Raw genomic sequence first — 14,381 nt, 5'->3', positions numbered from 1 at the left:
GACTAATGGCCTTCATCCGCAAAGGCTTGCGGTTCTGGCCGCGGACCCTTCCCGCTCAGCACAGCTGAACCGGCTGAAGCCGTAAACTAGTGCTTCTTCTTCTGCTGCTCGGCAGCCGCGACACGATTGAGCATCGCCACCATCTTGGCCTTGATCGAGCCGTAGGTGCCGAGTTCGAAATTGCAGCTGAAGCAGGTGATGATGTCGCTGTCGATCGGCTGCGGGCGCGGAAACTTCATGCGCGTGTTGCGGCACTTCGGGCAAGGGACTTCGATCTGCATGTTTCAGCGGCTCCTAATAGCGTCTCTGGCGATGCCTTAGCACATATGCCAAACCCGGCAAGCTCTTCCTGCAATGTCCGCTGCGGCAAGAAACCCCACGATCCCCCTTTCTTCTCGTCGGAATTTCTCGCAATCTCACGAGTCGGGAAGAAGAACAGGGGAACTGAATGTATGAATATGCAATAGCCTGGGAGTGGCTGGCCTTTGCGGCGCGCTGGTTCCATGTCGTCACAGCGATCGCCTGGATTGGATCGTCCTTTTATTTCATTGCGCTCGACCTCGGCCTGGTGAAGCGCCCGCATCTGCCCGCCGGTGTTCACGGCGAGGAATGGCAGGTCCATGGCGGCGGCTTCTACCACATCCAGAAATATCTGGTGGCGCCAGCCGAGATGCCGGAACACCTGACCTGGTTCAAATATGAGAGCTATTTCACTTGGCTCTCCGGTTTCCTGATGCTCTGCATCGTCTATTACGGTGGAGCCGATCTCTTCCTCATCGATCGCCACGTGCTCGATATTTCGAAGCCGGTAGCGATCCTGATCTCGCTCGCATCACTTGGCTTCGGCTGGATCATCTACGATCTGCTCTGTAAGTCGCCGCTCGGCAAGAACACCTGGGGCCTGATGGCGGTTCTCTACGTCGTGCTGGTCTTCATGGCCTGGGGCTATACGCAGGTCTTCACCGGCCGCGCCGCCTTCCTGCATCTTGGCGCATTCACGGCGACGATCATGTCAGCCAACGTCTTCATGATCATCATTCCCAACCAGAAGATTGTCGTCGCCGACCTGATTGCGGGCCGCACTCCCGATGCCAAATATGGCTACATGGCCAAGCAGCGCTCGCTGCATAACAACTACCTGACGCTGCCCGTCATCTTCTTCATGCTGTCGAACCACTATCCGCTGGCTTTCGGCACTGCCTTCAACTGGGTGATCGCGGCTCTCGTCTTCCTGATGGGCGTCACGATCCGCCACTGGTTCAACACCACGCATGCCCGCAAGGGCCGGCCGACCTGGACCTGGATCGTCACGGTCGTGCTCTTCATCCTCATCATGTGGCTGTCGACCGTGCCCAAGCTGCTGACCCGCGAGGATCAGACCGTATCCGTCGCTCCAGCCTTCCAGCAATTTGCCGGCGATCCGCATTTTCCTGCGGTAAAGCAGTTGATCGGCACGCGCTGTTCCATGTGTCATGCGGCAGAACCGGTCTATGAAGGTATCGCCCGGCCACCAAACGGTGTGATTCTGGAAAATGACGCGGAAATTGCCGCCCATGCGCGCGAAATCTATATACAGGCCGGACGAAGCCATGCCATGCCGCCGGGCAACGTAACCGACATTACGCCCGACGAGCGCAAGCTGCTCGTCGCCTGGTTCGAAAGCGCAGCCGAAGGCAAACAAGAATGACCACAACACTTCTGCGCGGGCGCCTGCTCTCCTTCCGCCGTGCGCCCCTAAGCCTCGCAGACAGCGAAAGCTATCTTTACGAAACGGACGGCGGCCTCTTGATCGAGGATGGCATCATCGCCGCTGTCGGCGCCTATGCCGACGTGAGGGCGAAGGCCCCAGCCGACATCAACGAGATCGATCATCGCCCGCATCTCATCATGCCGGGCCTCATCGACATGCATCTGCATTTCCCGCAGATGCAGGTGATCGCCTCCTATGCCGCAAACCTCTTGGAATGGCTGAACACCTATACCTTTCCGGAGGAATGCCGCTTCGTCGAGAGCGACCATGCGCAAAAGATCGCCACGCATTTCTACGACGAGCTGATCCGCCACGGCACCACGACGGCCGTCGCTTATTGCTCCGTTCACAAGACCTCGGCCGACGCCTATTTCACAGAAGCCATGCGCCGCAACATGCGCATGATCGGCGGCAAGGTGATGATGGACCGCAACGCGCCGCAGGGCCTGCTCGACACACCTGAGATGGGTTACGACGAAACCCGGCAGGTGATTGCCGATTGGCACGGCAAGGGCCGCAACCACGTCGCCATCACGCCGCGCTTTGCCATCACCTCGACACCGGCGCAGATGGAGGCGACGGCAGCGCTCGCCCGTGAATTCCCCGATCTTCACATCCAGACGCACCTCTCGGAAAACCACGACGAGATCAAATTCACCTGCGCGCTCTATCCGGAAGCGACCGACTACACCGATATCTACGCCCGCTATGGCCTGCTCGGACCGAAGAGCCTCTTCGGCCACGCCATCCATCTTTCGGATCGTGAAGCAGATGCCATGAGCGAAAGCGGTGCAGTCGCCGTCCATTGCCCGACCTCCAACCTCTTCCTCGGCTCCGGCCTCTTTCCGCTGAAGGCATTGGTCCGCCGCGAAAAGCCCGTTCGCATCGGCGTCGCCACGGATATCGGCGGCGGCTCAAGCTATTCCATGCTGCGGACCATGGATGAGGCCTACAAAATCCAGCAGCTTCTCGGCGAACGACTGAACCCGCTGGACAGCTATTACTACATGACGCTCGGCAATGCCGAGGCGCTGTCGCTGGCTGACAGGATCGGCACTTTGGAACCAGGTACGGATGCCGACCTCGTCGTTCTCAACGCCGCTGCAACGCCAGCCATGGCCTTGAAAATGGAAGTGGTAAAGACATTGCCGGAGGAGCTTTTCCTGCTGCAGACCATGGGCGACGACCGCTCGGTGACCGAAACCTATGTGGCCGGCGTGGCGGTGAAGGGTCAGCTTTCCGAAGCTGCCGGCTGAGGCAAAAACTGCCCTGGAATCAAATAGCAAAGCGCCGAAAAAGCGTGGTACATGAGCGAACCGTTCAGATCTGAAGATTCGCTTCATGGCCAGACCCCTTACCATTGCCGATCTCAAGAAAATAGCTCAGCGCCGCGTGCCGAAGATGTTCTTCGATTATGCGGATTCCGGTGCCTGGACGGAATCGACCTATGCCGCGAACGAAGCCGATTTTCGCGACATCAAGCTGCGCCAGCGCGTGCTGGTCGACATGACCGACCGCACGCTCGAGACGACGATGATCGGCCAGACGGTGTCGATGCCGGTGGCGCTTGCGCCCACCGGCATGACCGGCATGCAGCATGCCGATGGCGAAATGCTGGCGGCCCGCGCAGCGGAAGAATTCGGCGTGCCCTTCACGCTCTCGACCATGAGCATCTGCTCGATCGAGGATGTCGTCTCCGTCACGACCAAACCATTCTGGTTCCAGCTTTATGTCATGCGGGACCGGGATTTCGTGCTTGATCTCATCAACCGCGCCAGAGCGGCAAAGTGCTCCGCGCTGGTACTGACAGCGGATTTGCAGATCCTCGGCCAACGCCACAAGGACTTACGCAACGGCCTGTCCGCCCCGCCGAAATTCACGCCGAAACATATCTGGCAGATGGCGACGCGCCCCTTCTGGTGCATGGACATGATGAAGACGAAGCGCCGCAGCTTCGGCAACATCCTGGGCCACGCCAAGGGAGTCACGGACCTCTCGTCGATTTCGACATTCACGCACGAGCAGTTCGACCCGCAGCTTTCCTGGAAGGACGTTGCCTGGGTCAAGGAACGGTGGGGCGGCCCGTTGATCATCAAGGGTATCCTTGACGTCGAGGATGCAAAGCAGGCCGTCGATACCGGGGCCGACGCAATTATCGTCTCCAACCACGGTGGCCGTCAGCTCGATGGCGCCTCCTCCTCGATCAGCATGCTGCCTGATATCGTCGACGCCGTCGCCGACCGCATGGAGGTGCATCTGGATGGCGGCATCCGCTCCGGCCAGGATGTGCTGAAGGCTGTGGCGCTCGGCGCCCGCGGCACCTATATCGGCCGCCCCTTTCTCTACGGCCTCGGCGCCATGGGCAAGGAGGGCGTCACGCTGGCGCTCGAAATCATCCGCAAGGAGATGGACGTCACTATGGCGCTCTGCGGCAAACGCGATATCAAGGATGTGGACTCCTCGATTATTGCCTGATGTCAGTAAGATTGCGGCATCCGGCCCGTCGCGAGCGCGGATGCCCATTCCGGGCGGCCATTGGCTTCTGCCAAGACCGACATGGCCATGTTGTCGTATCGGAGATTGCGGAATTGCGCCGTCCATCCGCTGGCCGATTTTTCCAGCACCGCATAACTCGCCATTGCGTGGCCGGTTTCGACCTTGTGCAGATAGGGTTTGTCATCGTCATAGGCCGGGCCGCCGACACTGCCGGGATTGACGATAAGACGGCCGCCGGAAAGTGCTGCCATACGGGGAATATGCGTGTGGCCACACAGGATCAACGGGCTTTCGATACCTTCCGCCAGCGCTTCGATCTCCGCCTGCGGCCTGAGCACCACGCTGCCGTCGGCAACAGCCATATCCAGCCAGTAGAGGTTATCGTCATGAGGCGTTGCATGGCAGAGATAGATCTCATCCCAGTAGACCAGTTCGACCGGCAGCGACCGCAGCCAATCGAAATGAGCTGCACCAAGCTGTGCATAGGCGGCGGCATCCGATATATGCATCTCCTCCGGCGGTCCTTCGATCAGATAGCGGTCGTGATTGCCACGCACGGTCGGAATGGAGAGCGATAGCAGCCGATCCGCCACCTTGCCCGCCTCCAGCGGACCGCTGAAACAATCGCCGAGATTAACGATATCTGTAATCCCTTGAGCAGCGATGTCAGCCAGCACGGCGTCCAGTGCCGGAGAGTTGCCATGGATATCGGCTATCGCAGCAAAGCGCATGTCAGCTCCCGCGATAGGTGGAATAGCCATAGGGCGAGATCAGCAGCGGCACATGATAATGCGCCGCAGTATCGGCAATGCCGAAGCGGATCGGCACGAGGTCGAGGAAAGCCGGATGCGGCAGAGGCGTCCCGTTTGCCCTGAGGTAATCTCCGGCGTGAAAAAGCAGTTCGTAGGTACCGGCGCGAAAGCTCTCGCCGATCAGGATTGGCCCGCCATCGACACGGCCATCGGCATTGGTCTCTACGGTCTTGATATGGTGGCGAAGCTCACCCTCGATGTGAAAGAGATCGATCCGCAACCCCTGTGCCGGCTTGCCGAGTGCAGTATCGAGAACATGGGTGGTCAGTCCGGTCATAGGCCTGGCTCTTTGATGATGAAGGGCTCGTCGAAGAAGAATTCTTCCAGATTGTTGCCTGGCCCGTCACGGTCGACAACGAGAAAATCGCTCGGCTCTCCAAGCGCCATCAGCGGATGATGCCAGACATTGCGCCGGTAATTCACGCCCTGATCGCCGCGCGCGAGAAAGGCCTGCGGCCGCGCCGGGCGACCGCCTTCATCTTCCGAAACGATGACGAGGAAAGGGCGGCCCGAGATCGGCGAGAAGCTCTGGCTGCCGAAAGGATGCCGCTCCATCATGCCGATCTCATAGGGAAAAGCACGCGGCTGGCCGCGAAAGAGATTGATGATGATACGAGCGCCCTCGCCTTCAGCTTCGGGCGCTGCAAGCGCATGGAAACGCTCGGTATTGCCGCCGTTGATATAGCGCATTGTTGCGGGATCGGCTTCGATCACGTCGCCGAAGGGCGCGAAGGCGGATCGCGTGAGATTCTGTATTTCGAGATATTGGGACATTGGACCTATTCGCCTTGCGCACGCCAGTTGCGGACAAGATCAAGCCTGTCGAGCAGATCAGGCACATCGTCTTTGGCTGTGGCCCAGACGTTCTCCAAATCAATGTCGAAATAGCCATGCGCGATGCGGTTGCGCATGCCGCGCATCGCGCCCCAGGGAAATTCGGGGTGTTCTACGGCGAATTCGGGATGGATCTTCATCAATTGAGCAGCGGTCTCCGACGCCATCAGGAGACTCATTCCGACAGCGCGCTGCAAGACGATATCCTCGATAAACCGCTGCTTGCCGACATCAGCGATCATTGCGTGGGCCTCGGCCGCGGCCGATCGCATCCGCTCGAGAAGATACGGGATACGACTCTCGCTCATATGGGCTTGGCCTCGGAAAGAACCCGGGTGCGGATCGATTCGGGAAAATCGCCGGGGGTCAGAAGGTGGATCGACGTGCCAAGCATCATCTGCTCCAAAGCATCCTGCAAACCACCAAGCGTCAGCAATGTGCTGCCGGGCAGCGCATCGACCAGAATGTCCAGATCGCTGTCCGGCCGATCCTCGCCACGGGCGACGGAGCCGAAGACACGCGGGTTTGCTGCATTGAAGCGTTTGGTCGCTTCGCGGATCGCCTGCCTGTTCTTTTCCAACACTTCCGACGGTCTCATCGCCGTATCACTCCTGATGCCGCAAATATAAGTGACGCGCTTGAAAGAGGAAAGAACTCAAGCCTTCACGTGGCACCGGTGGCGAAAGCTGGCAGGCTGATATCAGGCGTATCGGTCATCAGGTCTCCGGAAGCATGGATGTCAGGCGCAGCAGCGCGATCTTTTCGACCTCAGCTGCAGCAGTCGCGAATTCCTCGTCGCTGGTATTGTCAATCCGCTTTTCGAAAGCGGCAAGGATATCGTCCTTGTTCAGCCCCTTCACGGCGATGATGAAGGGAAAGCCGAATTTCTGCGTATAGGCGGAGTTGAGTTCGGTGAAACGCGCGTGCTCTTCAGGGCTCAACCGGTCGAGACCGGCACCGGCCTGCTCCTTCTTGCTGTCTTCCGTCAGTTGACCGGATATCGCCAGCCGCCCGGCAAGATCGGGATGGGCGCGCAACACGCCGAGGCGCTCCTCCTCGCTCGCGGCACGAAAAATAGCGACGAGCTCCGTGTGCACGCGGTCCACGGTCAGCTTGTCGCCGACAAAGCCATCGTCATAGGCCCGTTCTGCAATGAAGGGCGAATGCTCGAAGACGCCGCCGAAGCGGGACACAAACTCACTGCGCGAGATCATCAGATCGTTCCCGGCTTGTGGTTCGCATGCCAGTGCTTCGCAATTTCGATACGGCGTGGGATCCACACCTTATCGTGCTTCAGCACATATTCCATGAAGCGCTTGAGCGCCGCCACGCGTCCGGGCCGGCCGACGAGACGGCAATGCAGGCCGACGGACATCATCTTCGCGCTGCCTTCCTTGCCCTCTTCATAAAGCGTGTCGAACGCATCCTTGAGGTAGGTGAAGAATTGGTCGCCGGAATTGAAGCCCTGCGGAGTCGCAAAGCGCATGTCGTTGGTTTCGAGCGTATAGGGGATGATGAGGAAGGGATTTTCATCGATGCCCTTCACCCAATAGGGAAGATCGTCGGCATAAGAATCCGACGAATAAAGGAACCCGCCCTCCTCCTGAACCAGCCGCAGCGTATTGTCCGACGGCTTGCCCTGATACATCCCGTAAGGCCGCTCGCCCGTCAGTTCGGTGTGCAGCCGCACCGCTTCCAGAATGTGCTTGCGCTCCAGATCTTCCGGAAAATCCTTGTATTCCAGCCAGCGATAGCCGTGGCTGGCAATCTCCCAGCCGGCTTCCTTCATGGCGGCGACCGCTTCCGGGTTGCGGGCCATGGCAAGCGTCACGCCGTAGACGGTCGCCTGCACCTTGAGGTCGGTGAAAAGACGCCAGAGCCGCCAAAAGCCGGCACGGGAGCCGTATTCATAGATCGACTCCATGTTGAGATTGCGCTGGTTCGGCCAGGGCTGCGCGCCGACGATTTCCGACAACAGGTTTTCCGACGCCGGATCGCCGTCGAGGATGGAGCTCTCGCCACCCTCTTCGTAATTGATGACGAACTGCACTGCGACGCGCGCCTCGCCTGGCCATTTCGGATCGGGCGTCTTGCGCCCGTAACCGATGAGATTGCGCGCATAGGTCTCGGATACCATCAAATCACCTTTTGAAAAGACAGGTGAAACGGTAGCATCCGTGAGCGGAATGTCGAGGCGTAAAAGTGCGTAACTGGCCTTTTGCCCGAGGCGGCGCCTCAGGCGATCTTGCGGGCGCTCACCTTGCCCATCGGATGCAGCGAGTGCACCCGGAACGGACCGCCGGCACCTTCCTCGATCATCAGCGCGACATTCGAGACCGTCACCGGATCGACGAGCACCGGATCGAAGATCGACCGCAACGCCTGCTCGATACGCGGCATGTCGACGGCGTTGACTGGACCCGTGACCGGCATATGGAAGCGGAATTCGTCCATCACATAGGGGTTACCCCAGCGATGCAGGTTCGCGAATTGTGCAGCCGAAAGTCCGTCCGGATCGCTGCGCTCGATATCCGCCTCGGAGAGCGGCGCACGGAAACGATCGAACTCCTGAACGATCGCCGAAGCGACGTAGTGAACCTGATCGCAGGGCCGGACCGGTGACAGGCTGTAGAAAGTCCCGAGGCGTGCAACCTCCAGACGCGGAATCTGGAAGGGCGACAACGTCCCGCAAAACCGCATGAGGTCGCGCAAGAGTTGCGATTCAGAAACCTCGGATGAGAGGTGGAAAGGGGCCTTCAACACGCCATGGAACCCGTAGCGACGCGGCACCGCCGTATGAAAGGCGATCTCATGGATACCGAGGCCGCGGATTGCCGGCGGCTCGACCATATCGCCTGAAAATACGTTGCGGCCAAGCCAATTGGCCGCCACATGCGAGAGCGGATCGCTCGCTGATGGCGTGAAGCAAATGGCATAGCGCATGCGATTTCCTCCATCGGATGAAATGAGCGCGGATCAATCCCAGCGCTCTCGATGCGCAAGCAGATAGGTGATTTGCATGACAGAATAACGAAGCGGAGCGGCCTCTAATTCACGTTTAACGTGAAGAGACCGCGATGTGGTTTGAAATTCCAAAGCTTTCCGGCAATAAAAAATCCGCTTGTGTATCGCTTGCGATGCATATTGCCGCCTCCGCGAGCCGATGCGCCAGCCCGAAACTGACCTTGAAGCCACCGGTCAGGGCAATGAGGTTGCGATTCGCAGGATGCGCGCCGACCATCGGATCGCGGTCGATCGCCTTGGGGCGCAATCCGGCCCAGCGCTTGATGACAGGCGCATCGCGCAGAGCGGGAACCATGTCGCGGGCGGCTTCGATAATTGCATCGAGCTGCTCATCCGTGGAAAAGGCATTGGCGAAGCTGTTCTCACTGGTGCTGCCGACTGCCACATGCCCACCCTCATGCGCGACGACATAAAGCCCGTCCCGAAAGATGGTCGGCAAACCAGGATCGATATCGGCAGCAAGCAGCGCTGCCTGCCCTTTTACAGCTTGCCCGAGTGGTTTCTTCAGCCCCGGTGTCAACTTCTCCAGGAGGGGAAAGGATCGATAGCCCGCAGCAAGGATGCAGCGCCCGAAGGTGATGGCGCCGCCCTCGATCGAGGCCATTCCGCGTGCCGGATCGAGCCCTGTAATTTCCGTATTCTCCAGCACCCTCACATGGCGTGCCTTGCGCAGAAAGGCCGCCAAGGCGGCGGTGAGCAAACGAGGAGCAACGCGAGCGGCAAGCGTGTCATGCACGAAACCACTTTCGCCGGCCGCCGGATCGATCCAGCCGTCACCCGGCGGCCGGTCCAGCACATGCCAATGGAAACGTCGTTCCCCCACCTTCCAATGGATCTCCGCATCCGCGGAATGGTCAAGTGCGATCTTGTGCAGATGCGGTTTCGGCAGCGGAATGAGCCGGCCGGAACGCCGGTAGCCGGCCGAAAGCCCGGTCGCCGCCTCAATGGCCGCAATCTCCGCTTCCAGGGAGATAAGCGCATCGAACTGGAACTGCTTCTTTTCCGACCAGCGGTCCGGCATATGCGGCATCAAAGCGCCGAGCAGTCCACCGCTTGCCCCGCTGCCGAGATGGTCGGCATCGACAAGCAGCGTTTCTATGCCGCGACGCTCGGCATGAACGGCCGCCCACAGTCCCATAATGCCGCCACCGACAATGAGGAGGTCGATCGATGATTGACCCGAGGCCGAGGCAGGACTATCGGCTTTTTCCATGACAGACATCAATCCCGATCAGATCGGCGCGGGCAAGCCGCAGCCCCTCGAATGGCGCGACGGCGATATGCCTTATTCGACCGCCTTTGGCGACCATTTTTATTGCCAGACCGACGGGCGGCTGGAATGCGGCCACGTCTTCCTCGCCGGAAACGGCCTGCCCGAGCGCTGGAGCGGGCGTTCAACCTTCCTCATCGGCGAACTCGGCTTCGGCACCGGCCTGAATTTTTCAGAGACCTGGCGACAATGGAAGCTTTACCGCCAGCCGGGACAGCACCTGCATTTCATGTCCTTCGAACTCTATCCGATGCGCCGCGATGAAATCGACCGTGCGCTGGCGCACTGGCCCGAAATCGACACCGAACGGCGGGCGTTGGCGGCCGCATGGCCCGACACACCCGAAGGCCTTGTCCTGCTCGATCTCGACGACCAGACGAGGCTCAGCGTCGTTTGCGGCCGCGCGCTCGGCAGTGTGGCTGAAGCTGCTCCCGGTTTCGATGCCTGGTATCTCGATGGCTTCGCCCCATCGCGCAACGGCGACATGTGGTCGGAAGAACTCATGCGCCTCGTCTGTGACAGGACCGCTCCCGGCGGAAGCTTCGCGACCTATGCCGCGGCAGGCTTCGTGCGCCGCAATCTGGCGGGCGCCGGCTTCGTTGTCGAGCGGCGCAAGGGCTTTGCCGGCAAGCGGGAAATGCTCTGCGGCGTCAAGCCTCAATAGCCGGAGCGGCCCGGCTGCAATTCGCCACGGCCGAGCCACTGGCGGATCTTGTCTTCCAGAAGTTCCGGACTGATCGGCTTGGACATGTAATCGTCCATGCCCGCATCGAGGCAGAGTTCCCGGTCGCTTTCCAGCGCATGTGCCGTCACACCGATAACAGGCACGCGACGCCCTTGGCCCTGCTCCTTCTGGCGGATCAGTTTCGTCGCCTGATGGCCGTTCATGACGGGCATGGAAACGTCCATCATGATGAGGCGCGGCGTATGCTGCTCCCAGGCTTCCACAGCCTCCTCCCCGTTGTTGACGACGAGGAAGGAAAGCCCGGTTCCCTGCAGGATCTGCGTGAAGACGATCTGGTTGACTTCGTTGTCTTCGGCCACGAGGACATCGACGAATTCGGCCGCCCCCTTCTTCGGAGCAGGTGTCGGCGCCGGTGGTGGTGCGGCCTCCACTTCCTTCTGCAGCCGCATGATCTCGGTCTCGGAAGCCTGTTTGACGCGGCTTGCCCGTACGACCTCGACCACCGTATTGCGCATCACATTGGCGCGTGCCGGCTTCATCAGATGCGCGTGGCCGTTCAGCGCCGCGAATTCTTTCTCCGTGCCGGAAATATCCATCGAGGTCAGGAAGATGATCGGCAAATCCACGAAGCGGCTGTCGGCGCGCAGACGGCGCGCGACCTCGGCGCCGTTCATGTCAGGCATATGATAGTCGAGCACGACGGCATCGACCTTGATGCCGAGATCGGCAGCAGCCTCCAGAATGGCAAAGCCGGTGGCGCCACCTTCTGCGGCAACGCCGTCGAAGCCCCAGAGGCTCAGTTGTTCGGTCAGGATACGGCGATTGACCTCGTTATCGTCGACAACCAGGATGCGCGCCCCCTGCACGTTGATCGGCAGAGGCCTCGGCTCGACGCGGGCGGCGGCAATGGCGAAGGGCAGCTTGACGGTGAAGACCGAGCCCTTGCCCCATTCGCTTTCGACATTGATATAGCCGCCGAAGAGATCGACGAGGCCGGCCGTGATCGCGAGGCCCAGGCCCGTGCCTTCATGACGCCGGGTCGATGAGGAATCGACCTGTGAGAACTTGTCGAAGACCGATTCCACCTTCTCGGTCGGAATGCCGATGCCGGTATCCTCGATGCGCAGGTTGATCATGACCTCACCGCCTGCAGACGGCTCGAAACCGATATCCACGAAGACGTGCCCGCGCTCGGTGAATTTCACCGCATTGCCGACGAGATTGGTCACGATCTGGCGGAAGCGCCCCGCATCGCCGATGACGGCCGCCGGCAGATCGGGAGCGGCTCGAACCAGCAGTTCGATATTCTTCTCCGCCGCAGGCGAAGACAGCAGCGTCGCGACATCCTCGACAGCCTCCACCAGATCAAAAGCAGATTTGCGCAGTTTCATCTGCCCGGCATCGATCTTCGAGAAATCGAGGATGTCGTTGATGATCGTCAGTAGCGCATTGCCCGACTTGACGATGATGTCGACGAAGGTCTTCTGGCGGGTATCGAGATTGGTCTTGGCAAGCAGTTCCGCCATGCCGAGCACCCCGTTCATCGGCGTGCGGATCTCATGGCTCATATTGGCGAGGAATTCGGACTTGGCGCGGTCGGCGGCCTCAGCACGCGACAAAAGCTGCGTCAGTTCCTCCTCGCGCTGCTTGAGTTCAGTCACATCGGTAAACAGCGCCACCCAGTGCTGCCGCTCGCTGATAGTGGCTTCCATGTTCACCCAGCGCTCACCGCCGACATGGAAGACGGTGGAGATTGGCCGGCGCGCCGCGATATTGGCCCGCCACTCCTCCAGCGTTTCGACCGCCTTGTCGTGGAAATCGCCGCGATTGGCGCAGAACTGGAAGAGATCGATCCAGCCCCGGCCCGCCTCAGTCAGCTCCGCCGGAATGCGCAGCACGTCGGCAAGCCCGTCATTGGAAAGCTTGATCACGCCGTCCTGGACGATCGCAAGTCCCTGCGACATGGCATGTGTCGCATCGCGCATCATCTCGCCGAGGCTTTCCAGCGCCGCGCGCGCCTCGTGGATTTCCTGCTCGCGCGCACGTACGGCGGAAATATCGGAATAGGTCAGCAGGATGCGGTTGCTGGAAATGCGCCTGGAATCGAAGATGACCGATTTGCCGGCAGCCCAGTCGAGCTCGATCGGCTCCGGATTGCTTGCCTCGAAAAGCCCCTTACGAAATGCGTAGATCTCTTCCGGCGTTTGCGTCTCACCGTAACGGCCGAGCTCGTAATTGCGCTTGATGACATCGATGAACGGCCGCCCATCGAAGCGATCGTCGAGCGGCAGTTCCCAGATGCTGTAGAACTCGTCATTGACGTAGAGAATGGTGTGATCGTTATCGAGGATCAGCACGCCGACCGGCAGCGAACGCAGAATGCTCTCGATTTCCTGATGCAGCAGTTCTTCCTGCTCACGCGCCTCGATCAATTCCTTTTCGCGCGCTTTCAGCGGCGTGATGTCGGAGAAGGAACCGACGACATAGCGCTTGCCATCAGGCGTCACGACCCGGTTGACGCGGGAGATTACCTGAAAGATTTCGCCGTCGGTATTCGGCAGGGTGCTCTCGACTTCGGTCAGCACGCCGTTCTTCAGCGCCAGCAGGTTTTCCCGGTAGATCGCCTCGCCTGCCTCCTGCCCGAACATCTCGTGCTCGGTCATCCCCAGTGCTTTGGATCGAGCGTGGCCGGTGAAGGTCTCGTAATACTGATTGGCGTAGACCAGCCGGTGATCCTCGTCGCGCACGAAGGCGGCAACCGGAAGGTCCTCCATGATGGTACGCAGCAGATCCCGCTCCCGCACGCTCTCATGCCAGGCGGTCTCGCCTGCCGGCGCGGATTTGCCGCCGTCTGGCGCAGACTTGCTGCCATCTGGCGCATACCTGCTGCCCCCGCGATAGGCGGCATTGACGATCAGCGGACGGCCGTCCTCGGCGAAGATACCGATCGGATGATCGAGATTTTCCAGCGCCTCGCGGATACGGCCGAGGTCGGCGGCGATCGTATCGGCAACGTCGGGAATGGCACGGCGCGTTTCGCGCGCATCGAAGATGCCGAGCACATAGGCTCGGTCCTGCGAGGGCGAAAAGCTCTCGATCAGCACCGGTTCATGGCTGAGTCCCGCGGCATCGAAGGCGATGGCGCTCTCTTCCGTGCCGAAAACCAGCGCACGGCGCTCGCGGTCCTCACGTTCTTCTTCTTCCGGCCGGTCGAAGAGTTCACGGCTGCGCCGCCCGATGAAATCGGAGATTTCGCGGCCGAAAAAGCGGGCATAGGCCTCGTTGACGGCGACATAGCGGAGTTCGCTGTTTTTGACATAGGCCGGGGTATCCAGATCAGCGATCCGGCGGCAGGCCAGTTCCAAGAGTTCCCCGGTAGAAATCAAAAAATCTTCACTCCCGCAATGAATGAAATATCTCTTAGAACAACTATAACACCAAGGCCTTTAACAAGCTGTTAACCATAAAATTCCGCAAGGCAAAGATCCCGAGCCGGCTCATGAAGGTGGT

15 protein-coding genes are annotated in these 14,381 nt (G+C 60.1%); 4 read left to right on the top strand and 11 right to left on the bottom strand.

Going from position 1 to position 14,381, the window contains the following annotated elements:
• Positions 1-86: 86 nt before the first annotated feature.
• Positions 87-281, bottom strand: a complete 195-nt coding sequence (locus tag FHT87_RS15570) for a hypothetical protein (RefSeq protein ID WP_183731892.1) — start codon at positions 279-281, stop codon at positions 87-89.
• Positions 282-448: 167 nt separating this feature from the next.
• On the opposite strand from FHT87_RS15570, the gene FHT87_RS15565 reads away from it, so the two are divergent.
• The 3 genes from FHT87_RS15565 (at position 449) to FHT87_RS15555 (ending at position 4,225) form a co-directional block, all read left to right on the top strand.
• On the top strand, positions 449-1,687 hold the full coding sequence (locus tag FHT87_RS15565; protein ID WP_183803118.1) for a urate hydroxylase PuuD: 1,239 nt from the start codon (positions 449-451) through the stop codon (positions 1,685-1,687).
• Positions 1,684-3,006 (top strand): guanine deaminase, encoded by a 1,323-nt coding sequence (gene guaD / locus FHT87_RS15560; RefSeq protein WP_183731898.1) that lies wholly within the window; start codon positions 1,684-1,686, stop codon positions 3,004-3,006. Before FHT87_RS15565 ends, guaD begins: the two co-directional genes overlap by 4 nt.
• Before the next feature lie 85 nt (positions 3,007-3,091).
• Positions 3,092-4,225: an alpha-hydroxy acid oxidase gene (locus FHT87_RS15555; protein WP_183803115.1), complete on the top strand. Its 1,134-nt coding sequence runs from the start codon at positions 3,092-3,094 to the stop codon at positions 4,223-4,225.
• A gap of 2 nt (positions 4,226-4,227) precedes the next feature.
• Here the strand turns inward: FHT87_RS15555 and FHT87_RS15550 are convergent, their stop codons facing one another.
• The 9 genes from FHT87_RS15550 to FHT87_RS15510 all read right to left on the bottom strand — a co-directional run bounded on the left by FHT87_RS15550 (position 4,228) and on the right by FHT87_RS15510 (position 10,129).
• Positions 4,228-4,977 carry a metallophosphoesterase family protein gene (locus FHT87_RS15550; RefSeq protein WP_183803111.1) on the bottom strand — a complete coding sequence of 250 codons (750 nt, stop codon included), beginning with the start codon at positions 4,975-4,977 and terminating at the stop codon, positions 4,228-4,230.
• A gap of 1 nt (position 4,978) precedes the next feature.
• Positions 4,979-5,335 (bottom strand): hydroxyisourate hydrolase, encoded by a 357-nt coding sequence (gene uraH, locus FHT87_RS15545; protein ID WP_183731906.1) that lies wholly within the window; start codon positions 5,333-5,335, stop codon positions 4,979-4,981.
• The gene (locus FHT87_RS15540) at positions 5,332-5,832 is read right to left on the bottom strand and encodes an ureidoglycolate lyase (protein WP_183803108.1); all 501 of its coding nucleotides are present in this window, start codon (positions 5,830-5,832) and stop codon (positions 5,332-5,334) included. The genes uraH and FHT87_RS15540 overlap by 4 nt, the downstream gene beginning before the upstream one ends.
• 5 nt (positions 5,833-5,837) lie before the next feature.
• Positions 5,838-6,164, bottom strand: a complete 327-nt coding sequence (locus FHT87_RS15535; RefSeq protein ID WP_281411223.1) for a HepT-like ribonuclease domain-containing protein — start codon at positions 6,162-6,164, stop codon at positions 5,838-5,840.
• Positions 6,165-6,196: 32 nt separating this feature from the next.
• The gene (locus FHT87_RS15530; protein ID WP_183731915.1) at positions 6,197-6,490 is read right to left on the bottom strand and encodes a nucleotidyltransferase family protein; all 294 of its coding nucleotides are present in this window, start codon (positions 6,488-6,490) and stop codon (positions 6,197-6,199) included.
• A gap of 118 nt (positions 6,491-6,608) precedes the next feature.
• Complete coding sequence (gene uraD, locus FHT87_RS15525; protein ID WP_183731918.1) at positions 6,609-7,106, bottom strand: 2-oxo-4-hydroxy-4-carboxy-5-ureidoimidazoline decarboxylase; 498 nt, start codon at positions 7,104-7,106, stop codon at positions 6,609-6,611.
• On the bottom strand, positions 7,106-8,029 hold the full coding sequence (gene puuE, locus FHT87_RS15520) for an allantoinase PuuE (protein ID WP_183803103.1): 924 nt from the start codon (positions 8,027-8,029) through the stop codon (positions 7,106-7,108). Before puuE ends, uraD begins: the two co-directional genes overlap by 1 nt.
• Positions 8,030-8,127: 98 nt before the next feature.
• Entirely contained in the window at positions 8,128-8,835 is a 708-nt protein-coding gene (locus FHT87_RS15515; RefSeq protein WP_183803100.1) for a DUF1045 domain-containing protein, read from the bottom strand.
• A 115-nt stretch (positions 8,836-8,950) separates the two neighbouring features.
• A complete protein-coding gene (locus FHT87_RS15510) occupies positions 8,951-10,129 on the bottom strand; it encodes an FAD-binding oxidoreductase (RefSeq protein WP_183803097.1) in 1,179 nt (392 codons plus the stop codon).
• Here FHT87_RS15510 and mnmD point away from each other — a divergent pair.
• Entirely contained in the window at positions 10,128-10,850 is a 723-nt protein-coding gene (mnmD, locus tag FHT87_RS15505) for a tRNA (5-methylaminomethyl-2-thiouridine)(34)-methyltransferase MnmD (protein ID WP_183803094.1), read from the top strand. The two genes, FHT87_RS15510 and mnmD, sit on opposite strands and share 2 nt — an antisense overlap.
• Here mnmD and FHT87_RS15500 read toward each other — a convergent pair.
• The gene (locus tag FHT87_RS15500; RefSeq protein ID WP_183803091.1) at positions 10,844-14,257 is read right to left on the bottom strand and encodes a response regulator; all 3,414 of its coding nucleotides are present in this window, start codon (positions 14,255-14,257) and stop codon (positions 10,844-10,846) included. The two genes, mnmD and FHT87_RS15500, sit on opposite strands and share 7 nt — an antisense overlap.
• Between the last annotated feature and the right edge of the window lie 124 nt (positions 14,258-14,381).

It is taken from the genome of Rhizobium sp. BK316 (assembly GCF_014193695.1).
In the GTDB taxonomy this organism is placed as follows: Bacteria; Pseudomonadota; Alphaproteobacteria; order Rhizobiales; family Rhizobiaceae; genus Rhizobium.
Note: the sequence above shows the minus strand (reverse complement) of the source record. Positions and strands in the feature narration are given on the sequence as shown.

Excerpts from the sequence above, each read along its gene's own strand:
- FHT87_RS15530 (WP_183731915.1), bottom strand. The coding sequence starts at position 6,490 with ATGAGACCGTCGGAAGTGTTGGAAAAGAACAGGCAGGCGATCCGCGAA.
- FHT87_RS15515 (WP_183803100.1), bottom strand. The coding sequence starts at position 8,835 with ATGCGCTATGCCATTTGCTTCACGCCATCAGCGAGCGATCCGCTCTCG.
- guaD (WP_183731898.1), top strand. The coding sequence starts at position 1,684 with ATGACCACAACACTTCTGCGCGGGCGCCTGCTCTCCTTCCGCCGTGCG.
- FHT87_RS15570 (WP_183731892.1), bottom strand. The coding sequence starts at position 281 with ATGCAGATCGAAGTCCCTTGCCCGAAGTGCCGCAACACGCGCATGAAG.
- FHT87_RS15535 (WP_281411223.1), bottom strand. The coding sequence starts at position 6,164 with ATGCGATCGGCCGCGGCCGAGGCCCACGCAATGATCGCTGATGTCGGC.
- mnmD (WP_183803094.1), top strand. The coding sequence starts at position 10,128 with ATGACAGACATCAATCCCGATCAGATCGGCGCGGGCAAGCCGCAGCCC.
- uraD (WP_183731918.1), bottom strand. The coding sequence starts at position 7,106 with ATGATCTCGCGCAGTGAGTTTGTGTCCCGCTTCGGCGGCGTCTTCGAG.
- FHT87_RS15555 (WP_183803115.1), top strand. The coding sequence starts at position 3,092 with ATGGCCAGACCCCTTACCATTGCCGATCTCAAGAAAATAGCTCAGCGC.
- FHT87_RS15550 (WP_183803111.1), bottom strand. The coding sequence starts at position 4,977 with ATGCGCTTTGCTGCGATAGCCGATATCCATGGCAACTCTCCGGCACTG.
- puuE (WP_183803103.1), bottom strand. The coding sequence starts at position 8,029 with ATGGTATCCGAGACCTATGCGCGCAATCTCATCGGTTACGGGCGCAAG.
- FHT87_RS15540 (WP_183803108.1), bottom strand. The coding sequence starts at position 5,832 with ATGTCCCAATATCTCGAAATACAGAATCTCACGCGATCCGCCTTCGCG.
- uraH (WP_183731906.1), bottom strand. The coding sequence starts at position 5,335 with ATGACCGGACTGACCACCCATGTTCTCGATACTGCACTCGGCAAGCCG.
- FHT87_RS15565 (WP_183803118.1), top strand. The coding sequence starts at position 449 with ATGTATGAATATGCAATAGCCTGGGAGTGGCTGGCCTTTGCGGCGCGC.
- FHT87_RS15510 (WP_183803097.1), bottom strand. The coding sequence starts at position 10,129 with ATGGAAAAAGCCGATAGTCCTGCCTCGGCCTCGGGTCAATCATCGATC.